Here is a 21,923-nt window from a genome sequence, read left to right on the forward strand (position 1 = left end):
GCGGCCGGGAAGAGCAAATATGCGACATTGACCGCGATTTGACTGGTCAAGCCGCCGGAATGGCCGCAGGTTGGGAAAGGAATGGGCTGACTGGCGACTGAAATTCAAGACTGGCAACCGCCTCAGAATGGACGCTCAGACCAAGAAAAAGGCGGCGTTGCGAGATGCAGACGCCGCCCTCATCTCGAGAGGAATGTCGCATTCATTATACGGTCCGGTGTTTGTTGTCGTCCGTGCTCGGCCAGCCGATGTCCTTGCGGATGTCGAAGGGCATGGCTTCGATTTCACGGGCGGTCTGCCAGCGTGTCCAAGCGAGCACCAGCCTGCGGGCATAATGCGTCAGATCGAAATGGCCGTGGCCGGAGGTGAGGGGCTTGCCGCCACCGCGATAGGTGAGCGTGGTCATTGTCCGGTTCCTTTCTAAGGGTCAGGGGCATGGTCGTTGAATGGGAGGTTCGTCCATGTCCATGATCCTAATATGGGCCTCGGGCACTCATCATTCAAACGAATAGAGCTTATGGATAACATCAGAGTTATTGAATGATCGCGGCGCCCCCTGCCGGCCGTCCGGCGTCACGCCTCACCCAGTTCGGCTCTAGATTTCCCCGTTCGAGAAGTCGCCCTTGTCCCGGAGGCTGCGACATTTCCATCGCTCTTTAACGATCGCGGGGAAGCGATTTTAACGAACGTTGGCCAAAATCACATCATCGCAACCAACGTCGAGTTTTGTCATGTACCGGACCTTCGCCTACGCGCTTATTACAGCCTCCATGCCGGCCTTCGCAGACGCTGCCACGATGAAGTTTCCAAGCGACGCTCCGGTTGCGAGCATCACCATCCCGGACAGCTGGCAACCCGAAGAGACGGAAACCGGTGTCCAGGCAAATTCGTCGGACTCGGCGATCTACTTCTCTGTTGATGTGGCGGACTCCAAGTCGATGGATAAGGTCACCACCGATGCCATCGACTTTCTCGCGAAGAATGGTGTGACACTGGACGTCAAAACCCAGAAGGAGACGCCGGTAACCGAAGTGAACGGCCTCCAAATGACGACGCTGGACTGGGACGGCAAGGACGAAGACGGGCCTGTGAGCGTTGGCATGGCATTCGTATCAAGCACCGGCGAGAAAGCTCTTGTCGTTACGTACTGGGGGACGAAAGGCGACGAGGACAAGCACGATGCTGAAATTGCCGACATGATGATGTCGATCAAGATGACTGAGTAGGTAACGAACGAGGTTCATCGAACTGGGGAACCAAGTTCGCTCCACGTCGTTGGCGTCTGATACCGACAACGACGCAAAGGAGCAAACGATGATTTCCGCAGATCAGATCCGTGAACATATGGAAGTTCTGACCGCCGACGGCACCCATGTCGGGACCGTGGATCATCTCGATGGTCCGACCCGCATCAAGCTGACGAAGACCGACTCGGAGGACGGCAAGCACCACCTGATCCCGCTCGACTGGGTCGATCATGTCGACGCTCACGTTCACCTGTCGAAAAACGCAAGGGATGTCCGCAGCCAGTGGGCCACCATCAACTGACGAGCGATCGGCTGCGGCTTTTGCCGCAGCCCCTCACCGACGGGGAGGGCCATGTCGAAACAATTGGAGGGGGGCGACGAAGTGAGCTGGGATACCAGCCGGGGAAAGACCAAGGGCAAAGTGATCAGGAAGCAGACCCGCGAGACGAAGATCAAGGGTCATGAGGTGAAGGCGTCGGCAGCGCTGCCGCAATATATCGTCAAAAGTGACAAATCGGGAAAGCGGGCCGCGCACAAGCCCGGCGAACTCCGGAAGCTTTGACGGCAGCGGGCGCCTTATTCAGGCAGAAGGAGATCGATATGCCAGCCAAGTCCAAAGCCCAGCAAAAGGCAGCCGGCGCCGCGCTTTCGGCCAAGCGCGGCGAGACGCCGAAGAAGGAACTCAAGGGCGCTTCAAAGCAGATGGTCGAATCCATGAGCGAAAAGCAGCTCGAAGAATTCGCGTCGACCAAGAGAAAGGGCAAACCCGAGCACGCCTCCAAATAGGGAATGGTTCCCTCGAATCAGGTTGTCGTGGACTGCATCGAAAATTCCGCGACTTCGTGCGCGTCGGAGACGGCGGCCAGGATCGCACGCGCGGATGCGTCCGGATCTTTCGCCAGCCAGCGCAACTCGAACGTGGTCCCCATGCGGCCGTCTTCGGTCCGTTTCACCGATCCGAACAGCGCGCTGCATTCGAGGGGTTCAAGCACATCCGACAGGTCGGGTATGGCGGAACTCGACCCGTAGATGACGAGAGTTGCCTTGCGTTCGCAGCGCAGCCAGTTATCCAGGCGCTTCATGGGCGAAAGCACGATGAAGGCAACCACGGTGGCGATCATCCCGATCACGACCTGGCCGCCGCCGAAGCAGAGGCCGACGACGGTCATGAACCACATGGTCGCTGCCGTTGTGACGCCGGTCATCGTATCGCCACGCCTCAGGATCGCGCCGCCGCCGATGAAGCCGACCCCCGTCAGCACACCGAGGGGAAAGCGCAGCACGTCCATCTGCGTGAAATAACTAAAGGTTTTTCCATCGGTCGACAGAAGGAGGTTCGCCTGGATCATCGCCAGGCAGGCGGCAAGCGCCACCAGGATCGTGGTCCTGAAGCCCGCCGCATGACCGCCGCGCTCGCGATCGAGGCCGATGAGGCCACCAGCGACCACCGTCAATGCGATGCGCGCACCGATATCCCACCAGCTCGGTGTCAGCGGCATGGCGTCGGTCAGGAAAGAAGGCATGTCTGTCTCCAGCCTTCGTCACGGCCTTTCCGCTGCTTGCCGGGCATGCGATCCTCCTCAGCCTCGATGCGTCCCGGGTCTAAAACGCCATGCGGCGCAGGACGTTCCGTCGCCGCCGCCGGGCCGATATTGGCGGTTCGGCCGCAGCCGGTGTATGGTTACTTCCCACTATGGGCAGCTTGCCCGCCAGCTATGGGCGCATTGCGCTTCAAATGGAGTATTGAATTGGCCGTCGCCTTCACCAAGGAAGAGAGTTTCGAAACCGCTTCGGAAACCCTGCTGCCCGACCGTCCGATTTCGCCGTATCTGAACCTTGTCACGGAGGCCGGGTTGAAGGCTCTGGAATTGCAGTTCCAGCAAGCGCGCGAGGCTTATGATGCGGCGAGTACCATCGATGACGTGAATGAACGGCGGCGGCAGGCGTCAGGTCCCTTGCGCGACCTGCGCTACTTCAAAGCAAGGCTGCGCACTGCCCAGCTCATGGCGGACTCACCGTCAACCGACGCTGTCGCCTTCGGCAATACGGTGACCTTCCGCCGCGACGACGGGCGTGTGCAGACCTATCGTATTGTCGGCGAGGACGAAGCCGATCCCAAGGCCGGATCGATTTCCTATGTCTCCCCGGTGGCGCGGTTGCTGATGGGCAAGGCGGTCGGCGACGTGGCGGAAACAGGTGGCCAGGAGTTGGAGATCGTCGCCATCGCGTAGGACGCGATACTCTGGGCGGTGCCGGGTTCGGCCAGTTTGCCGAAAAGCAGGCATCCCTGTCGCGCAAAGGACGATAAAGTGAAGCCCACGATCGAAATCGATCGAGGCGCTGGTGGCCAAGTTTGACAGGCTCGATGCGTCCGAGAGCAGCAAGACCGAGGCATCCGCCGGATCGAAGCCAGCCGCCGAGGCTCCGAAGGAGCGCTCCGGCGAGACAAGCGAGTTCGGCAGCCGCACGGCTTACGCTTGATCGCGCCGCGTCGGTAATCGCGATCAAAGACGTCGCTTCGCTACCGTGACGATTTCGCGCGTCAGATCCGCCAGGCGATCCGCGGCGAGGCGGTTTATCTGCCAGTATAGTGGGACGTCCAACGGCGTGTCAGGAACCAGTTCTACCAACCGTCCCGATGCGAGATGCTCGCCGGTCAGCTGGGTCGGGTTCATTCCCCATCCCATGCCCGAGACGCTCGCCTCGACGAAACTTTGCGGCGAGGGCAGCCAGTGGGTGGGATAGTCGAGATCGCGTCCGAACACGCTGCGTACCCAGCTGCTCTGCAGTCTATCTTTCTGATTGAAGGTCAGGGCTGGAGCGTTGCGGATGGCCTCGGCGGTCACGCCGTCGGGAAAGTGACAGGCGACGAAGCCGGGCGTGGCCGTGGCGTGATAGCGCAGGACGCCGAGGGCAAAACGCCGGCATCCGCGGACCGGTTTTTCCAGGCTGGTGACGGCGGCGATCACCCGCCCGCGCTGCAGCCATTCGGCGGTGTGGTCCTGGTCGTCGACGGCGATGTTCAGCAGATAGGAAGAGCCCTCGGCGAAATTCGACATCGCCTCGACGAACCACGTCCCGAGGCTGTCGGCGTTTGTCGCGATCTGAAGCGTCACCCTCTGGCGCGGCTCGTCGGGATCGACCAGAGCCGGCAGTTGCCCGAAGAGTTCGGCTTCGAGCATGCCGACATTCTCCATATGGCGGCAGAGCCATTCCCCCTTTTCGGTCGCCGTGCAGGGAGAACCTCTCACGATGAGGACGGTGCCGAGCCGCTCTTCGAGCTGCTTCACGCGCTGCGAGATGGCCGATGGCGTTACGTTCAGCACCGTCGCAGCCCTTTCGAAGCTGCCCGTCTGGACGATGGTTGCGACAGCGCGGAGAGCGGGGTAGTCGAGCACGGATTAGTTTCGCTTAATCGGAATAAGTCAGATTAACTAGCCTAATTCTAGGAATGGCAATACCCAATCATCACCGAGTTGAGGGGTGTTTGCCAAAGCGATGAATTTTTCGATCTATGTCACGGGCCTGATGATGGGGCTTAGTCTGATTGTCGCGATCGGCGCCCAGAATGCTTTCATTCTTCGCCAGGGCCTGCGCAACGAACACGTCTTCGCCGTCTGCCTCGCCTGCGCTCTGTCGGATGCCGCGCTGATCGTGCTCGGCGTGACCAGCCTGCAGCAGATTGCCAGGCTGCTGCCCTGGCTCGATCCGCTCATGCGGTATGGCGGAGCGGCGTTTCTCGCCTGGTATGGCGCTAAAAGCCTCTATTCCGCTTTTCGGTCATCCGCCACCCTGACGGAGGCGGAGGCCAAGACAGCGAGCTTTCGGCAGACGCTCGCGACCTGTCTTGCGCTCACCTGGCTCAATCCGCATGTCTATCTCGATACGGTCGTGCTGCTCGGCACGATCTCGACGCGCTATCCGGGACAGCAGGCATCGTTTGCCGCTGGCGCGGTGACGGGCTCTTTCCTGTTTTTCTTTGCCCTCGGATATGGCGCGGCATGGCTGCGGCCGATCTTTTCGAAGCCGTCGTCCTGGCGGATGCTGGAAACGCTCGTTGCCGTCACCATGTGGATCATCGCCTTCAAGCTGCTGGGTTCGACGTAGGCAGGCCGGGAACCGAACCCGCCGTGACTAGAGGCTATCCCTTCTGCCGCGCCCGATGGCGCGGCTTCGGCGGGTCGGCTGACATCGGCCAGCAGATGCGGCGGAAAACATTTTATTTGCCGCATCGCCTCTTCGTAATTGGCGTGCCTGCGGCGCTGCGACTTGAATGCGGAAAGGGCTTGTACGATATTCCAGATGCTTGTTTGAGACATGTCGGTCCTCCTTTGCTGCATCCGTTCCGACGGTCCAGATATGCGGCTCGATTGACATTCAATCAAACAAAATGATATGCGGTTATAAATCAGAAAAATTGAAAGATGCGACGATGAGCCTTCCCTTTCGCCGTCCCATTCCTTTGCTTGACAACGATGTGCTGCGCACCTTCGTCGCCATCGCCGAGACAGGCAATTTTTCAACCGCCGCGGAGGCGGTCTTCCGCACGCCCTCGGCGGTGTCGATGCAGATCAAGAAGCTCGAGGAGCAACTGGGCGCGACGCTTTTTCTGCGCGACGCCCGCTCGGTATCGCTGACGCGCCACGGCGAGATGCTGCTGTCTTACGCCCGCAATATCCTGGCCCTGTCGAACGAGGCGGTGTCGCGCTTCATCATGCCGGAGCTCAGCGGCGTTGTCAGGCTCGGCGCGCCGGAGGACATCGGCGAGCGGCTGCTGCCGAGCATCCTGAAGAGTTTCGCAGAGAGCTATCCCGGCATCATGGTCGACGTGACGATCGACATGAGCATCGGGCTGAAAAAGCGCATGGAGGAACAGCGGCTCGACCTGGCCTTGATCAACTGTGCGACGCGGCCTTTCCCGACGGGCGGCGAGGTGGTGTTCCGCGAGCGGCTGGTCTGGGCCGGCGCAAGGTGCGGTTCGGCGCATCGCCGCGATCCGCTGCCAATCTCGATCTGGGAGGACGGCTGCATCTGGCGCCAAGAGGCGCTCTCCCAGCTCGAACGCAACAAGCGACCCTATCGCGTCGCCTATCTCAGCGGCCACACCATGGCGCAACGCGCCGCCGTACTGTCAGATCTCGCCATTGCGCCACTGCCGCTATCCTATATCAACGAGGACATGGCGATCCTCGGACCTCAGGAAGGACTGCCGGAGCTCGGCGCTTTCGATATTCGCCTGTTGACCGCCTCGCAGGTGTCGGGGCCGATCGAGACGGTGGCCGACAGCATTCGCGGCGCCTTTGCCGAGAGAGCGAAGGCGGTCGCTGCCTGAGGTTGCCGTTCGGCCGTTGAACCTTTTGCTCCCTTGTGCGTTATCGGCGCGGATGGCATGAGTGCCGTTCGGGGTTGATTTCAAACAAGGATATTCGAGATGACGACAACGGCCAAAATCGCCGCAGCCTTTATGGTTCTTCTTGCCCTCTCCTCGTGCGGCAACACGATCCGCGGCATAGGAAAAGATACCGCAAACACTGTGAACGCCACGCAGGACGCCGGCCGCTCGGTTGACCGCGCAGCGAAGAAGTAATCGGCTGAGAAGTTTGCCGGCCGGGGCCGGACCATCCAATCAGGCGGCCGGCCCATCATTAGATGGTCGGGGGATAAGCCTTTTCCAGGCCACCGGATCGGTCAAGACCGGTCCGGAAGGCCTGGTAAGCCGGATGCTGGCTGGAGCGGGCGGCTTCCATCAGCCGGATCTGCAGCCGATCCGGCGCTTGGGCTCCGAGCCATAGGCCGAGATTTTCGAGCTTCAGCGAGTTGAGGAACCGCGAACCAGCGGCAAGATCGAGATGGCGGCGCAGGCCGTCAAGCAGGTTATCGTCCTGGGCGACATTCTCCATGAGCAGCGTCAGATATGATTTGTCCGTCTCTGACAGCGCGGCGAGCTTTTCCGCGACGGTATCGCGGTCGGGAAAGGGAACATTGCCGGTCATCGAATCGTCCATGCTTGATCTTGCTTGTCGTTATAAGCTCGCCTTGACCTTTTCGGCTACATCGGCTGGAACCCATTTCATCCACAGGCCCTCGTAATTGCGAAGGAAATGGATCGCGGCATCCTCGTTGCTTTCGCGGTTTTCGTCCTGCCAGGCAAGCACCTGGTTGATTGTCGCATTGTCCCATTTGCGGGTTTTGAGATAGGCGGTGACAGGTCCGGCACGGCTGGCAAAAGACCGGGTCATCAAGGTGAAGGCGCGAGAGACCGGGTAGGAATTAAGTTCCGGCCTGGTGCAGCCGGCAACCGCTGTGCAGCGGTCCCACTCGCTCTTGTTGTGGCCGACGCCGAAGCTCAGCCGCGTCATATCGTATTTACCGAGGACGGCCGTCGGCGCCCAATAATAACCGAGCCAGCCGACCTTGTTTTCGAAGGCGCGGGCAATCGAGGCATCGAGCCGTTCGGGGCTGCCGGTTTCGACGAGTTCGAAGTCCTTCTTGTCCGCGGCAAGTGCCTTGAACAAGTTGGTGGTCGATATCTGGCAGCTCCAGTCGGCGGGGCAATTGTAGACTGCGCCCTTCGCCGCATCGTCCTCGGCGGGGAAGAGTTCGGGATGTTTCAACGCATCTTCGACCGACCGGATGTCAGGGTGGGCGTCGGCAATGAATTTCGGGATCCACCAGCCCTCGACCGCACCATCGGCCAGGATCTCGGCTCCCTGCACCAGCCGGCCGGTGCTGACGGCCTGATCGAGCAAGGCTCTGACGGAATTGATCCAGTATTCGGAGGCGATGTCTGGCGTGCCTTTCTCGTTCATCGAGGCGAAGGTCGGCAGGGTGTCGCCGTCGACGATGGTGACGGAGCAGCCGTAGCCCTTTTCCAGGATGATCTTGTCGAAATTCGCCGCAATACCGGCCGAGGCCCATTTCATCTCGGCGATCGAAACCTTGCCGCACTCTGCGGCTTCGACCGGCGCAACCATAGAAAGAGCCGCGGCAAAGACGGCCGGAATCAGAAACGTCTTCATCGTCATTCCCCGAATTCTTCTTTACAGCGCCGCGTCTTTTCATGCGCGCTAAGAATGCTGTGATACGTTGAATCTACGGACGCGCAGCCGGAGATCGGATATCAGCGGCAAGCTTCTCTGGCGCCCGAAAGGAAATGCCTCGCGGGCGATACCGCGATAGACAGACGTTTCCGGTTCATCGGCGCCTTCGCCTTGCTCTCCGGCAGCTTGTCGCAGGTCATGGCTCGAAAATGGCGTTTTTTTGGAAGCCTACGCGTTCGCTCGCAGAAATCAACCGTCTTCTGCTGAAGGTTGCTGAACTAAATGATTGAATTCGAAGAATTTATCTCAATATCCCGAAAATGGCGCCTTCAAGCGAACTCCACGCTCTTGGCGATCGCCGGCGGATCTTCGGCAGAAATTTCGGCGCGAAAGTCAAAAAAGATCGAAATTAACTTTTGCGTAAGCCTTCAATAACTCTCCGGTAAGAATGTGCCGTTATCAGTTGGGTCGTGGCGGGAATGACCGCCGCTTCTCCGGTTCAGGTAGTGCGTACCGGAGAAAGCGAGCTTCGCCGTGTAGGGGCGAAGACGCCTGAGTTTTCGGCAAACCGCGCAGAGCCAAGGCCATGCGCGGTTTTCGCGTTTTTGCGAGAAGCTTGACCCGGTATAACAGGCCATTGTAGGCCTCGCCCCAGCGAAAGGCGGCCACCATGGCAAGAGCGATCATGCTGCAGGGCACCGGTTCGGATGTCGGCAAGACGGTGCTGGTCGCCGGCCTTTGCCGGCTGGCGGCCAATCGCGGGCTCGCCGTCCGGCCGTTCAAGCCGCAGAACATGTCGAACAATGCGGCGGTTGCCGATGACGGCGGCGAAATCGGCCGGGCGCAGTGGCTGCAGTCGCTGGCTGCACGCACGCCGTCCTCGGTGCACATGAACCCTGTACTGCTTAAGCCGCATTCGGATAACGGCAGCCAGATCATCGTGCAGGGGAGGGTGTTCGGCCAGGCGAAGGGGCGCGACTACCAGCGGCTGAAGCCGCAGCTGCTCGGCGCCGTGCTCGAAAGCTTCGAAAAAGTCGCTGCGGGTGCCGATCTCGTCATCGTCGAGGGTGCCGGATCGCCGGCCGAGATCAATCTCAGGCCCGGCGATATTGCCAATATGGGTTTTGCGACGCGGGCCGGCGTGCCTGTCGTACTCGTCGGCGATATCGACCGCGGCGGCGTCATCGCCTCGCTGGTGGGCACGCATGCGATCCTGCCGGACGAGGACCGGGCGATGATTGCGGGCTATATCATCAACAAGTTTCGCGGCGACGTCTCGCTGTTTGACGATGGCATCCGCGCCATCGAAGGCTTTACCGGCTGGCCGTGTTTCGGCGTCGTGCCATGGCTGCAGGCCGCGGCGCGCCTGCCGGCCGAAGATTCGGTCGTGCTTGAACGTCTGGCGAGGGGCGGAGCGGGGGCGCTGAAGATTGCCGTGCCGGTGCTGCCGCGAATCGCCAATTTCGACGATCTCGACCCGTTGAGGACCGAGCCGGATGTCGAGCTGGTCTTCGTGCGATCAGGCGAACGGCTGCCCGCGGACGCCGGCCTCGTCGTCCTTCCCGGCTCGAAATCGACGATATCGGATCTCGCCGATTTCCGCGCTCAAGGCTGGGACCGCGATCTTCAGGCGCATGTCAGGCGCGGCGGCCGGGTAATTGGCATCTGCGGCGGATACCAGATGCTTGGTCGGACGGTGCATGATCCGCTCGGCATAGAGGGCGGGGCGCTCGAGACGCCGGGGCTGGCGCTACTTGACGTCGAGACCGAGATGGCGCCTGAGAAAACCGTGCGCAACAGCCAGGCCCGCTCGACCGAATATGACGCGCCGCTTGCCGGCTACCAGATCCATCTCGGCATCACCCGCGGCCCGGATTGCGACAGGCCATCGGCGATTATCGACGGCGCGTCCGACGGAGCGCTTTCGGCCGACGGCCGGATCATGGGCACCTATCTGCACGGGCTGTTCGGAAGCGACGCCTACCGCGCCCAGCTGCTTCAGAGCTTTGGGCTCTCCGGTAAGCGGAGAAACTACCGCGAGAGCGTCGATCGGGCGCTCGACGAGGTCGCCGGAGAACTGGAGCGTCACCTCGACCCGCGCTGGTTGGCCGGGTTCGTCGGTTAGGTCCACCGTTCTCCTCTTGCCAAATTAGTTGACTGAGTCCATTAATCGGCGCGGCGAATCCGGTGGAGAGCGATGAATCCCATGCGCATATTGGATCGATTTTCACTGGTGGATCAGGTGGCGCTGGTGACCGGCGGCGGCCGTGGCCTGGGCTTCGAGATGGCACGCGCCCTTGCTGAGGCTGGCGCGCATGTCATCGTCACGGGGCGGACGGCGGCAACGCTGGAAGATGCCGTCAGGACCATCCAAGCCGCAGGCGGGACGGCGGAAGCCGCCGCATTTGACATCGCCGACCGCGAGGCACAGCGTAAAGTGATGGCCGATATCGAAAAACTCCACGGCCGTCTCGATATCCTGATCAACAATGTCGGCGCCCGCGACCGGCGGCCGCTGGCCGAATTCGACGATGATGCGATCATCGAGCTGCTGCGCACCGATCTTGCTGCGGCAATCGCGCTTTCGCGCGATGCGGCCGCGCTGATGAAACGGCGCAACTACGGCCGCCTGATCGCGGTGACGTCGATCAGCGGCCATGTCGTCATGCCCGGCGATTGCGTCTATCCGGCAGTCAAGCAGGGCCTGACCGGCCTGATGCGCGGCATGGCGGTGGAATTCGGCCCACACGGAATCACCAGCAACGCGATTGCGCCCGGCTGGTTTGCCACCGAGACGAACGCGGCGATGGCCGCGAATGAGGAATTGATGCCGTTCGTGCGCGAGCGCATCCCGGTCCAGCGCTGGGGACGCCCGGACGAGATTGCCGGCGCGGCGCTGTTTCTGGCAAGCGCCGCCGCTTCCTTCGTCAATGGCCATGTGCTGACGGTCGACGGCGGCATGACAGTCAGGATGTGAGCGGCTGGGATCGTGTGGCGACGCGAGGTCGCCTTTTATCGCCTCGCGAGCCTCAAACTGGAGTAGCTTCGCTAGCCACTGGGAGACTGAGGCATTGTCATCCGTAACCCGCGTTTGCCCCTCTCGAATTCCGCATCCTTCATTCGCGTGGGAGTAGTATCGTGACGCGAAGCAGGCTAATGGATGGCATGCGCGACATGGCTGTTTCAGCGCCTGTCCCGCGGTTCCCGGTGCCTGGCCTCGATTGTAAGACGGCTTCTCCGGCTCTCGGCCCGATGCGGAGGTTTTAAAAATTAACGATCATATCCACTGGCTGATAGAGCAGGGAATCACCAGCGAGCATATTAGCGAGCTGATTACCGGATTATGCGATCGGCTGATCGCCGATGGTTTTCCCATTTGGCGAGGCAGCATCGCGATGCCGTCCATTCATCCCATGTATGGCGGCGTCTCGGCCAATTTCCTGCGCGGCGGGGCGACCACGATCGAGAATGCCGAATATGGCACAGCAGCAGTGCTGAAGTTCGAGAAGACGCCAATATACTATCTTCTGGGGCGTGGCGAAGCGTCTGGGCGTTGGATTCTTGCCGACGGAGAGGGGATCGACAGCTATCCGCAGCTGGCTGAATTCGCGCTTGGCGGCGGCACGGATCATCTGGTCAACCTGCTGGAGTTCCCGAAGGAGGCTGCGCTGCGCGGCGTCAGCCTGTCGTTGACCAGCGACCTGCCGGGCGGATTTTCCGACGATCAACTGGCTGTTGTCACACAGCTTTTTCCGGCGCTTGGGCTGGCTTGCTACCGCATCGCGGCATCGAAAACCGCCGCTGACATCCTCGCGGTCTATACTGGCGCCAAGACGAGCGCGCGCATCCTCGCAGGTGATATCCAGAGAGGAAAGGGCGCTGCCATCAATGCTGCGGTCCTGCTTGCGGATCTGAGAAACTTCACGGCATTGACCGAAGTCTATCAGCCGGGCGAGATCGCGAGGTTTCTGGATGAACATTTCGAGCTGATCGGCCGGCATGTCGAGGAAAATTCCGGCGAAATCCTCAAGTTCATGGGCGACAGCGTGTTGGCGATCTTTCCGACAGGCAGCGAGGAGGGCGAGGATCCCCGGAAGGCCTGCACGGCCGCGCTTGCCGCCGCACGGAATGTTCTGGAGGCAAACGAGGCTCTGAACCTTCAGCGGAAGCGTGAGGGCGGTCCCGATATCGGCGTCGACGTCGTCCTGCATCTTGGCGAGGTCTTCTACGGAAACGTCGGCGCGCGCGGCCGGCTTGATTTCACGGTGATCGGCAGGGCGGTTAACGAGGCCTCGCGGCTGGAGAAACTCTGCGGCGAACTTGGCCAGCACCTTCTGATGTCGGAAAGCTTCGCCGTCGCCTGCGGGACTGCCTGCGAACGTCTGGGATCGTTCGAATTGCGCGGCGTTTCGAAGAGGGCCGATGTGTTCAAGCTTGCCGTGGCTACTCTCTGATTCGAAATATCATAGTGTGTCTGAAAGACGCGCGACGCTGCAGGTCGTAACGGCTCAGATCTCGCCTGACACTTCGCGGCGGCGACGGTCGAGTTCTTCGCTGTAGCGGCGCAGGGTGTGGCTTTCGCTGAGCTGGCCGATCACCTTGCGTTCGATCAGGTTATTGACGACGGCAAGGGCTTCGCTTTCGCTCTTGTCGAAGATCGCCGCCGCCTGCCTGGCGTTCATCTGTGGCTGCAGGAAATCGTTGCGGTAGTGGATGAAATCGGCGAGCGTCTTGCCCTCGTCCTGCGCGTCGGTCGGGTTGGCGTAGATTTCCGGCACCAGCACGAGGCCCAGATATTTGTCGCTCTCCTCGACGAGGATAACGCGCTGGGTGGAGCCGATCGGAAAGGCCTGCTTGAACTCTTCCAGCGTGATACCGGCCCTGGCCTTCTTGACGTCGGCGCGCATCAGCTTGTCCACCGTCAGGTTACGGATCCAGCCGACGTCATGGGCGCTGCGGATGCTTTCGCCGCGCAGATGGAAGCGCCATGTGGCGAAGGAGTAGCCGAAGGTCGAGCGCACGACGAGCGAGGAGGTGATGACGGCGGCGAGCACCAGCGCCGTGATCGGAAAATCGCCGGTAATTTCGAGCGCCAGGAAGGTCATCGTCAGCGGCCCGCCGATGACGGCGACCGCAAGCGAACTCATGCCGACAACGGCATAGATGACGGGCGTCAGCGTCGCATCGGCGAAATAGGGACCGCAATAAGCAAAAAGCTTACCAAGCAGGGCGCCCATGAACAGTGAGGCGAAGAACAGGCCGCCCCTGAAGCCCGAGCCGATCGAGATCGCCGAGGCCAGCGATTTCAACAGAAAGAGGCCGATCAGCGCCGGGACAGCCACGTCGCGGGAAAGGTTGAGATGTAGCGCCCCGTGGCCGGCCGAAAGCACCTGCGGCGAGATCATCGCCAAGAGCCCGACAACGATGCCGCCCAGCGCCGGGCGAAAGGGCGGGGCGATCGCGCTCTTGCGCGCCAGTTCTTCGATGAAGGCGACGCCCTGCATCAGCAGGATGCCGACGCCGGCGCAAAAGACGCCGAGCAGTAGAGCCGGGATATAATCGGCCGGCACGACCGAGCCGAAGCTGCCGATATCGATGGTGAAATCGCCCTCGGTGAGTAATCGCGCGATGAGGGTCGAGACGAGGGCTGAGACGACGACGGGGGTCAGCGACACGATCGTATAGGTGCCGATGATCAGCTCGAAGGCATAGAAAGCGCCGGTCAGCGGTGCGTTGAAGGCGGCGGCGATGGCGCCGGCCGCACCGCAGCCGACGAGCACGCGCAGGTCGGAGCGGCGAAGCTGCAGCTTCAGGCCGAATTTCGAGGCGAGGCCGGCGGCAAGCTGGGTATAACCGGCCTCCAGGCCGACCGAGGCGCCGAAACCGTTGGAAATCAGGTTCTGCACCGCGACGATGATACTGTCGGTCAAGGACAGGCGGCCGCCATGCAGCGCATTCGCCTCGATCGGATCGACCATTGGCTTCTTGCGCCGTTTCGCCAGGACGAAAAGCAGCAGACCGAGCAGGACGCCGCCGACGACGGGGGCGGTGAGCAGCAGCAGCTTGTCTTCGATCAATGAGGAGCTCAGCCTTTCGTCGTCCGATATGCCGAAGACCAGCTGGTGCAATTCATTGGAGACGAAGCTCATACCGGTGACGGCAAGTCCCGAGGCGATGCCGACGACGGCGCCGGCGAGCGACAGGCCGACCTCGCTGCGACGGGTCAGCGCGCGCAACCGCTCCGGATCAAAGAAAACACGCAGCGCGCGCAGGCGGCGCTGATCCAATTTCATAAACATGGCTAGACAACTAGGCGGGGAGAGACCCGGTCAAGGGCGGTGATGCCGTCCGCTTGCCTTGCAATTGCGGCGAAAAGCCGGCGCGAGAGTCAAATATTTATGACGTAAGTCTCTGATAAATGACGATAATTCTGGTAGGGTAAGTCGTGTTTGGCCGAGCGTGCCGCGTCGCAAACGATTGGCCCACCGCCAAGGCCGGTTGACTTCACCCTTGAGCTTGCCTAACCATCCCTCAACGGATGGTCGCCTGACCATCCAGATATAACGGATGGTTCCGGATCGGTGTAATGCCTTTCCGGATGAAAAGGGAATGTGACGGGGCGGACCCAAACCGGGGGCCTTCATCACAGCCGACCCCGCGACTGTAGAGCGGTCAGGGTCTTCCATCCGGCATCGAGCCCTTTCGGCCGGCGGCCTCGCAATGGTGCAGGCGGACGGGACGGGCGACATGCCGGAAAAGCCACTGGACATGCATGGTGATCAACCGGGGTCGGACGCCTCTATTTCTACGAATCGTCCACCTCTTCGCCGATGCAGCCGGGAAGGCGAGGCAGACCCGCTGGCACGATCAGGGGCGACCGTAACGGGTCGCCCCGATCGCCGCCGATACCCGCGAGCCAGGAGACCTGCCATTCGTGCCGGGCAAGAAGCCCACCCCTGGGCAAGAGGCCCGCTGCCAGCACGGAGGTTGTTTTGGCTGAACGATTGAATTCGGCGCGGCCTGGTGCGGCGCCATTGGGTGGCCATTCCGTCCCTCTCGGTGAGGGGCGTGTGATACGCACTTTCCTATCCTCCCTCATTCCTGTGCTCGTCACAGGAATCCAGTGCGCCCAAGTCCTTGGGCGCGGGAGAATTCTTGAGAGTCTGTATGGAGTCATTCACGGCGCGGACGCGCCGTGGCTGGATTCCTGTGACGAGCAAAGGAATGAGGGAGTGTGGCGGGGCGTCGCATTCTCGCACGAGGCCATCTGCGCATGACGATCGCCCCCTCCAACTCCACCCTTATCCTCGGCGGTGCACGCTCGGGCAAATCCCGTTTTGCCGAATCCCTCGTCGTCGCGACCGGCCTCGGTCGCCACTACCTCGCCACCGGCCGCGCCTGGGACGACGAGATGCGGGCGCGCATTGATCAGCACAGGGCCGACCGCGGTCCCTCCTGGACGACGCATGAGGAGCCGCTCGATCTTGTCGGCAAGCTTGCCGCCATCGACGGCGAGGGGCGCATCGTGCTGATCGACTGCCTGACGCTCTGGGTCACCAATCTGATGATGGAGGAGCGTGATTTGGCAGCGGAGTTTACGGCGCTTGCCGATTTCCTGCCTGGCGCCAGGGCGCGGCTCGTTTTCGTTTCCAACGAGGTCGGCCTCGGCATCGTTCCCGACAATCGCATGGCGCGGGATTTTCGCGATCATGCCGGCCGGCTGCACCAATCGATCGCGGCGAAGGCCGCCGAAGTCTATTTTATCGCGGCAGGTCTGCCGATGAAAATGAAGGGTTAAGTCCATGAACCAGCAGAAGATTCCAGCAACCGTCATCACCGGCTTCCTCGGCGCCGGCAAGACGACGATGATCCGCAACCTGCTCACCAATGCCGGGGGCAAGAAGATTGCGCTGATTATCAACGAATTCGGCGATCTCGGTGTCGATGGCGAGGTGCTGAAAGGCTGCGGCGCTGAGAATTGCACCGAGGACGATATCATCGAGCTCACCAATGGCTGCATCTGCTGCACCGTTGCCGACGATTTCATTCCGACGATGACGAAGCTCCTGGAACGAGAGCAGCGGCCCGACCATATCGTCATCGAAACCTCGGGGCTTGCCTTGCCGCAGCCTTTGGTCGCCGCCTTCAACTGGCCCGACATTCGCACTCAGGTGACCGTCGACGGCGTCATCACGGTGGTCGACAGTGCGGCTGTCGCCGCCGGCCGCTTCGCCGACGACCATGATGCCGTTGATGCGGCGCGCAGTGAGGATGCATCGCTCGATCACGAAAGCCCGATCGAGGAACTGTTCGAGGACCAGCTCACTTGCGCCGATCTGATCGTGCTCAACAAGACCGACCTGATCGACGTCGCCGGCCTTGGCCGCGTGCGTGACGAAGTCGCCTCCCGCACCGTGCGCAAGCCGGTGATTATCGAGGCGAAAAACGGCGAGGTTCCGGCCGGCATCCTGCTCGGCCTCGGCATCGGCACGGAGGATGATATCGCCAACCGCAAGTCGCATCACGAGTTGGAGCATGAGGACGGCGCGCCGCACGATCACGATGAATTCGACAGCTTCGTCGTCGAGCTTGGCGCCGTTGCCGATCCCGCCGGCTTCGTCGAAGCGCTGAAGACGATCATCTCAACCCATGACGTGCTGCGCCTCAAGGGCTTCGTCGATATCTCGGGCAAGCCGATGCGCCTGCAGCTGCAGGCGGTCGGCAGCCGCATCGACCATTACTTCGACCGGGCTTGGGGCCTGGGCGAAACGCGCGCAACGCGCCTCGTTGTCATCGGCCTGCACGAAATGGATGAGGGTGCGGTAAGGGCGGCGATCGAGGCGCTGGCGTAAGCCCATGCATCTGCTTCTGGCTCAACAGGGAACGATCAGCGACGGCGAGGAGGCGATCGACCTCGGGCAGACGCCCGGCGATATCCTGTTCCTGTCGGCGGCCGACAGCGAGCTTGCGGCGATCGCGGCCGCCCGTCACGGCGGCGAGGGGCGGCATTCGCTGAGGCTTGCGAGCCTGATGAGCCTCAAGCACCCGATGTCGGTCGATACCTATGTCGAGCGGACAGTGCGGCACGCCAAGCTGATCATCGTGCGCGCGCTCGGCGGCGCCAGCTATTTCCACTATGCACTGGAGGCGCTGCATGCTTGTGCGGCTCGCAGCGGTGCGTTGATTGCCGTGCTGCCGGGCGATGCCAGGCCGGATGCGGGGCTTGTGCCTTTTTCGAATGTCGATCTCGACGATCTGAACGCGCTCTGGGCCTATCTGATCGAAGGCGGCGATGCCAATGCGCGGGCCTTTCTCGATTATGCCGGGGCGATGCTGTCGGGGGCGGAGAAGCCGGCACCGGCCGCACCCTTGATGAAGGCCGGCATCTGGTGGCCGGGGCGGGGGCTGATCGGGGTCGAGGAGTGGCGGCGGGTGGCTCTGGAGGTGCCCTCCTTATCGATGGAGGTTGTGGTACCCCCCTCTGTCCTGCCGGACATCTCCCCCACAAGGGGGGAGATCGGCAAGTCGCTTGGGCTTCCAACAAAAGAAACGTTTGAGAATGCCGCACTTTCGCCGGAAGAGGCGGCACGAGGCCTCTCATCCCCGATCTCCCCCCTTGTGGGGGAGATGTCCGGCAGGACAGAGGGGGGTACCCCAAGCTCGACGGAAGACGTGGAATTCGAACCTACAGTTTCCCCCATCGTCGCCATCAGCTTCTACCGCGCCCTCGTGCAGAGCGGCGAAACCAAGCCGATCGAGGCGTTGATCGACGCTTTGCAGTCGCTTGGCCTGAGGCCGCTGCCGGTCTTTGCCTACAGCCTCAAGGATCCGGTTTCGATGGGCATCATCGAGAGCGTGTTTTCGGCGCTGAAACCCGATGTCGTCATCAACACCACCGGCTTTGCAGTTTCGGCCCCGGGTGCGGACCGGCAGCCGACAGTGCTGGAGGCGGATGGGGCGGTCGTGCTGCAGGCGATCCTGTCGGCCTCGTCGCGGGAGGCATGGGCTGCCTCCTCGCAAGGTCTGTCGGCGCGTGATCTCGGCATGAATGTGGCGCTGCCGGAAGTCGACGGAAGGGTGTTGGCGCGGGCAGTCTCCTTCAAGACGGCGGCGCGCTACGATGCGGCGGTCGAGACGAACATCGTCGCCAGCGAACCAGACGCCGGCCGGGTGCGCTATACGGCGAAACTCGCCGCCAATTGGGCGCGGTTGCGTGGAAGGCCGGCGCGTGACCGGCGCATCGCGCTCGTCATGGCGAACTATCCGAACCGCGACGGTCGGCTCGGCAACGGGGTCGGCCTGGATACGCCGGCCGGCAGCATCGAGGTGCTTCGGGCGATGGAAGCCGCGGGTTATCCGCTTGCCGATATTCCGGCCGACGACGACGCGCTGATCCAGCATCTGATGCAAGGGCCGACCAATTCAGGGCATGACGGCAGGATCATCCGCGAGACGCTTTCCCTGAGTCGCTACAATGGCTTCTTGGAATATCTTCCCAATCAGATTCAGGACGAGGTGAGAGCCCGCTGGGGAGATCCCGAGAGCGATCCGTATTTTCGCGAGGGCGTCTTCGCCCTGCCTTTCGCCCGCTTCGGCGGCGTGCTCGTCGGCATCCAGCCGGCGCGCGGCTACAATATCGATCCCAAAGAAAGTTACCATTCGCCGGATCTCGTGCCGCCGCATGGTTACCTTGCCTTTTATGCTTTCCTGCGGTGCGAGTTCGGCGCCGATGCCGTTATCCACATGGGCAAACATGGCAATCTCGAATGGCTGCCTGGCAAGGCGCTGGCGCTGTCGGAGACATGTTATCCGGAAGCGATCCTCGGGCCGCTGCCGCATCTCTATCCCTTCATCGTCAACGATCCGGGCGAGGGCACCCAGGCCAAGCGCCGGGCGGCCGCCGTCATCATCGACCATCTGACGCCGCCTTTGACACGAGCCGAGAGTTACGGGCCGCTCAAGGATCTGGAAGCGCTGGTCGACGAATATTATGAGGCCTCCGGCGGCGATCCCCGCCGCATCCGGCTGCTCAGCCGGCAGATTCTCGACCTCGTCACCGATATCGGCCTCGACCGGGATGCCGGGATAACGAGCGGCGAAAGCGAGGGCGAGGCGCTGAAGAAGCTCGACGCCTATCTCTGTGACCTCAAGGAGATGCAGATCCGCGACGGGCTGCACGTGTTCGGCGTGTCGCCGCAGGGACGGCTGCTGACGGATTTGACGGTGGCGCTGGCGCGGGTGCCGCGCGGGCTGGGCGAAGGTGGGGATGCGAGTCTGCAGCGGGCGATTGCGGGGGATGCGTTAGGAAACACCTCCCCAACTCTGTTCAGCAAAAACCCCTCCCCAACCCCTCCCCACAAGGGGGAGGGACTTGCCGTTGCGCTCGCGGCTACCTCTGCGATCAGAGATGACGTGGAGACGGTGCGCCCCGCAAGCCCCTCCCACTTGTGGGGAGGGGTTGGGGAGGGGTCTTCCTTCGACCCGCTCGACTGCGACATGGCTGCCCTTTGGGCCGGCCCACGTCCCGCCATCCTCGCGGACCTTCTCGACGCCCCCTGGCGCAGCAACGGCGACACTGTCGAGCGCATCGAGTTGCTGGCGGCCAAACTCGTCTCCGGCGAGATCGCCAGCCCCGCGGAATGGGAGGCGACGAATGCGGTACTCTCCGAGATCGAGACCCGTCTCAAGCCTTCGATCCTCGCCTGCGGACGGGCCGAGATCGAAGGCCTGCTTGCCGGCCTCGACGGCCGCTTCGTCGCGCCCGGCCCCTCCGGCGCGCCGACGCGCGGGCGTCCGGATGTGCTGCCGACAGGCCGCAATTTTTACTCCGTCGACAGCCGCGCCGTGCCGACGCCGGCGGCCTATGAGCTGGGCAAAAAATCGGCCGAGCTTTTGGTGCGCCGCTACGTGCAGGATCACGGCGAATGGCCGGTCTCCTTCGGGCTGACCGCCTGGGGCACGTCGAACATGCGCACCGGCGGCGACGATATCGCCCAGGCGCTGGCGCTGATCGGCGTCAAGCCGCTCTGGGACATGAGTTCGCGCCGCGTCACGGGCTATGAGATCATCCCGCAAGCGATGCTCGGGCGGCCGCGTGTCGACGTGACGCTCCGCATTTCCGGTTTCTTCCGCGATGCTTTTCCCGAGCAGATCGCCCTGTTCGACAAGGCGGTCCGCGCCGTCGGCGCGCTTGAGGAGGACGAGGCGGACAACCCGATCGCAGCGCGCATGCGCGGCGAGGCGGCAAGGCTGGCAGTTGCCGGTCTCGATGCTGTCGCGGCGAAACGCCGGGCCGGCTACCGGGTCTTCGGCTCGAAACCGGGAGCCTATGGCGCCGGCCTGCAAGCGCTGATCGACGAAAAGGGCTGGGAGCGGCGCGCCGATCTTGCTGAGGCCTATCTCGTCTGGGGTTCTTATGCCTATGGCGCCGGCGAAGAGGGCAAGGCCGAACGCGGCCTGTTCGAGGAGCGGCTGCGCTCGGTGCAGGCCGTCATTCAGAATCAGGACAATCGCGAACACGATCTGCTCGACAGCGACGATTACTACCAGTTCGAAGGCGGCATGGCGGCGGCGGCCGAACAGCTCGCCGGCGCGCGTCCCTCGATCTATCACAACGACCATTCCAGGCCCGAGCGGCCGGTGATCCGTTCGCTGGAAGAAGAGATCGGCCGCGTCGTGCGCGGGCGCGTGGTCAATCCGAAATGGATAGCGGGCGTCATGCGCCATGGCTACAAGGGAGCGGCCGAGATCGCCGCCACCGTCGATTATCTCTTCGCTTTCGCAGCGACGACGAATGCTGTCGGTGCGCATCATTTCGAGGCGGTCTACCAGGCCTTCGTCACCGATCCGGCAGTCGCCAACTTCATGATGGAGAAGAATCCGGCGGCATTCGACGAGATGAGGGAGCGGCTCAGCGAGGCGATCGACCGCAGCCTCTGGACGCCGCGCAGCAATTCGGCCCGGTTCGACCTGGCCAAACAACAGAATGAGGTGAACCGATGAGCGACGAGATCCCGGACAACGAAACGGGCAAGGACGATGCTCGCCACGCCGAGAAGATGGCGAAGAAGAAGGCCGCGCGCGACAAGATCATGGCCACCAAGATCGATGGCAAGGGGCTGATCATCGTCCATACCGGCAAGGGCAAGGGCAAGTCGTCTTCCGCCTTCGGCATGATCTTCCGCCACATCGCCCATGGCAAACCGTCCGCCGTCGTGCAGTTCATCAAGGGCGCGATGTGGACCGGCGAACGCGATCTGATCGAGAAGCATTTCTCCGACCTCTGCCAGTTCCACACCATGGGCGAGGGTTTCACCTGGGAGACGCAGGACCGCGCCCGCGACGTCGCTGCAGCCTCGGCTGCCTGGGAAAAGGCCAAGGAACTGATCCGCGACGAGCGCAATTCCATGGTGCTGCTCGATGAAATCAACATCGCGCTGCGCTACGACTATCTCGACATCAACGAGGTCGTTGCCTTCCTGAAGAGCGAGAAGCCCCATATGACGCATGTCGTGCTGACCGGCCGCAACGCCAAGGAAGAATTGATCGAGATCGCCGATCTGGTCACCGAAATGGAACTCGTCAAACATCCCTTCCGCTCCGGTATCAAGGGCCAGCCCGGCGTGGAGTTCTGAAG

Annotated in this window: 22 protein-coding genes and 1 riboswitch; of the genes, 16 read left to right on the top strand and 6 right to left on the bottom strand. The window is 62.1% G+C overall.

All coding sequences use genetic code 11. From position 1 onward, the window contains the following. Positions 1–205 precede the first annotated feature (205 nt). On the bottom strand, positions 206–406 hold the full coding sequence (locus FFM81_RS08675) for a hypothetical protein (protein WP_003564297.1): 201 nt from the start codon (positions 404–406) through the stop codon (positions 206–208). A gap of 325 nt (positions 407–731) precedes the next feature. Between FFM81_RS08675 and FFM81_RS08680 the strand changes: the two genes are divergently transcribed. The 4 genes from FFM81_RS08680 to FFM81_RS08695 all read left to right on the top strand — a co-directional run bounded on the left by FFM81_RS08680 (position 732) and on the right by FFM81_RS08695 (position 2,033). Beyond that, positions 732–1,226, top strand: coding sequence for a histidine kinase (locus tag FFM81_RS08680; RefSeq protein WP_128398279.1), 495 nt, complete (start codon positions 732–734; stop codon positions 1,224–1,226). Between the two features lie 88 nt (positions 1,227–1,314). Beyond that, positions 1,315–1,548 carry a DUF2171 domain-containing protein gene (locus FFM81_RS08685; protein WP_003564293.1) on the top strand — a complete coding sequence of 78 codons (234 nt, stop codon included), beginning with the start codon at positions 1,315–1,317 and terminating at the stop codon, positions 1,546–1,548. A 51-nt stretch (positions 1,549–1,599) separates the two neighbouring features. Continuing rightward, the gene (locus FFM81_RS08690; RefSeq protein WP_025416421.1) at positions 1,600–1,809 is read left to right on the top strand and encodes a hypervirulence associated TUDOR domain-containing protein; all 210 of its coding nucleotides are present in this window, start codon (positions 1,600–1,602) and stop codon (positions 1,807–1,809) included. Positions 1,810–1,847: 38 nt separating this feature from the next. Next, a complete protein-coding gene (locus FFM81_RS08695) occupies positions 1,848–2,033 on the top strand; it encodes a DUF3008 family protein (RefSeq protein WP_003564288.1) in 186 nt (61 codons plus the stop codon). 17 nt (positions 2,034–2,050) lie between these two features. Here FFM81_RS08695 and FFM81_RS08700 read toward each other — a convergent pair whose 3' ends face one another. Continuing rightward, positions 2,051–2,770, bottom strand: a complete 720-nt coding sequence (locus FFM81_RS08700; protein ID WP_097532755.1) for an MgtC/SapB family protein — start codon at positions 2,768–2,770, stop codon at positions 2,051–2,053. A 225-nt stretch (positions 2,771–2,995) separates the two neighbouring features. Between FFM81_RS08700 and greA the strand changes: the two genes are divergently transcribed. Next, positions 2,996–3,478 (top strand): transcription elongation factor GreA, encoded by a 483-nt coding sequence (gene greA, locus FFM81_RS08705; RefSeq protein WP_025416419.1) that lies wholly within the window; start codon positions 2,996–2,998, stop codon positions 3,476–3,478. 112 nt (positions 3,479–3,590) lie between these two features. Beyond that, positions 3,591–3,728, top strand: a complete 138-nt coding sequence (locus FFM81_RS08710; protein WP_155256630.1) for a hypothetical protein — start codon at positions 3,591–3,593, stop codon at positions 3,726–3,728. A gap of 23 nt (positions 3,729–3,751) precedes the next feature. On the opposite strand, the gene FFM81_RS08715 is transcribed toward FFM81_RS08710, so the two are convergent. After that, positions 3,752–4,645, bottom strand: a complete 894-nt coding sequence (locus tag FFM81_RS08715; protein WP_138384158.1) for a LysR family transcriptional regulator ArgP — start codon at positions 4,643–4,645, stop codon at positions 3,752–3,754. Positions 4,646–4,745: 100 nt separating this feature from the next. Here FFM81_RS08715 and FFM81_RS08720 point away from each other — a divergent pair, with 100 nt between their 5' ends. From FFM81_RS08720 to FFM81_RS08730, 3 genes are all read left to right on the top strand, one after another. After that, positions 4,746–5,354, top strand: coding sequence for a LysE/ArgO family amino acid transporter (locus FFM81_RS08720; RefSeq protein ID WP_025416417.1), 609 nt, complete (start codon positions 4,746–4,748; stop codon positions 5,352–5,354). 283 nt (positions 5,355–5,637) lie between these two features. After that, positions 5,638–6,579 carry a LysR family transcriptional regulator gene (locus FFM81_RS08725; protein WP_025416416.1) on the top strand — a complete coding sequence of 314 codons (942 nt, stop codon included), beginning with the start codon at positions 5,638–5,640 and terminating at the stop codon, positions 6,577–6,579. A 99-nt stretch (positions 6,580–6,678) separates the two neighbouring features. Then, complete coding sequence (locus FFM81_RS08730; RefSeq protein WP_003560194.1) at positions 6,679–6,834, top strand: entericidin domain-containing protein; 156 nt, start codon at positions 6,679–6,681, stop codon at positions 6,832–6,834. A gap of 58 nt (positions 6,835–6,892) precedes the next feature. On the opposite strand, the gene FFM81_RS08735 is transcribed toward FFM81_RS08730, so the two are convergent. Beyond that, the gene (locus tag FFM81_RS08735) at positions 6,893–7,252 is read right to left on the bottom strand and encodes a hypothetical protein (protein ID WP_173883767.1); all 360 of its coding nucleotides are present in this window, start codon (positions 7,250–7,252) and stop codon (positions 6,893–6,895) included. An 18-nt stretch (positions 7,253–7,270) separates the two neighbouring features. Then, complete coding sequence (locus tag FFM81_RS08740) at positions 7,271–8,272, bottom strand: glycine betaine ABC transporter substrate-binding protein (RefSeq protein WP_172644314.1); 1,002 nt, start codon at positions 8,270–8,272, stop codon at positions 7,271–7,273. 685 nt (positions 8,273–8,957) lie between these two features. On the opposite strand from FFM81_RS08740, the gene FFM81_RS08745 reads away from it, so the two are divergent. The 3 genes from FFM81_RS08745 (at position 8,958) to FFM81_RS08755 (ending at position 12,741) form a co-directional block, all read left to right on the top strand. Next, on the top strand, positions 8,958–10,412 hold the full coding sequence (locus FFM81_RS08745) for a cobyric acid synthase (protein WP_138384159.1): 1,455 nt from the start codon (positions 8,958–8,960) through the stop codon (positions 10,410–10,412). Positions 10,413–10,493: 81 nt separating this feature from the next. Continuing rightward, positions 10,494–11,264, top strand: coding sequence for an SDR family oxidoreductase (locus FFM81_RS08750; protein WP_138384160.1), 771 nt, complete (start codon positions 10,494–10,496; stop codon positions 11,262–11,264). A 418-nt stretch (positions 11,265–11,682) separates the two neighbouring features. Next, positions 11,683–12,741, top strand: a complete 1,059-nt coding sequence (locus FFM81_RS08755; protein ID WP_164895927.1) for an adenylate/guanylate cyclase domain-containing protein — start codon at positions 11,683–11,685, stop codon at positions 12,739–12,741. A 54-nt stretch (positions 12,742–12,795) separates the two neighbouring features. Here FFM81_RS08755 and FFM81_RS08760 read toward each other — a convergent pair whose 3' ends face one another. Next, positions 12,796–14,586, bottom strand: a complete 1,791-nt coding sequence (locus FFM81_RS08760; RefSeq protein ID WP_128398273.1) for a chloride channel protein — start codon at positions 14,584–14,586, stop codon at positions 12,796–12,798. A gap of 252 nt (positions 14,587–14,838) precedes the next feature. Continuing rightward, positions 14,839–15,234, top strand: a riboswitch (cobalamin riboswitch). Positions 15,235–15,560: 326 nt separating this feature from the next. Between FFM81_RS08760 and cobU the strand changes: the two genes are divergently transcribed. From cobU to cobO, 4 genes are read left to right on the top strand one after another with little or no spacing between them, the layout of a single operon-like run. After that, the gene (cobU, locus tag FFM81_RS08765) at positions 15,561–16,085 is read left to right on the top strand and encodes a bifunctional adenosylcobinamide kinase/adenosylcobinamide-phosphate guanylyltransferase (protein ID WP_138384161.1); all 525 of its coding nucleotides are present in this window, start codon (positions 15,561–15,563) and stop codon (positions 16,083–16,085) included. Positions 16,086–16,089: 4 nt separating this feature from the next. Then, positions 16,090–17,139 (top strand): cobalamin biosynthesis protein CobW, encoded by a 1,050-nt coding sequence (cobW, locus tag FFM81_RS08770; protein ID WP_138384162.1) that lies wholly within the window; start codon positions 16,090–16,092, stop codon positions 17,137–17,139. A gap of 4 nt (positions 17,140–17,143) precedes the next feature. Next, positions 17,144–21,289, top strand: coding sequence for a cobaltochelatase subunit CobN (gene cobN, locus FFM81_RS08775; RefSeq protein ID WP_138384163.1), 4,146 nt, complete (start codon positions 17,144–17,146; stop codon positions 21,287–21,289). Continuing rightward, positions 21,286–21,921 (top strand): cob(I)yrinic acid a,c-diamide adenosyltransferase, encoded by a 636-nt coding sequence (gene cobO / locus FFM81_RS08780; RefSeq protein ID WP_138384164.1) that lies wholly within the window; start codon positions 21,286–21,288, stop codon positions 21,919–21,921. Before cobN ends, cobO begins: the two co-directional genes overlap by 4 nt. Positions 21,922–21,923: the final 2 nt, after the last annotated feature.

Origin of the sequence: Rhizobium hidalgonense (genome assembly GCF_005862185.2) — a bacterium.
Classification (GTDB): domain Bacteria; phylum Pseudomonadota; class Alphaproteobacteria; order Rhizobiales; family Rhizobiaceae; genus Rhizobium; species Rhizobium hidalgonense.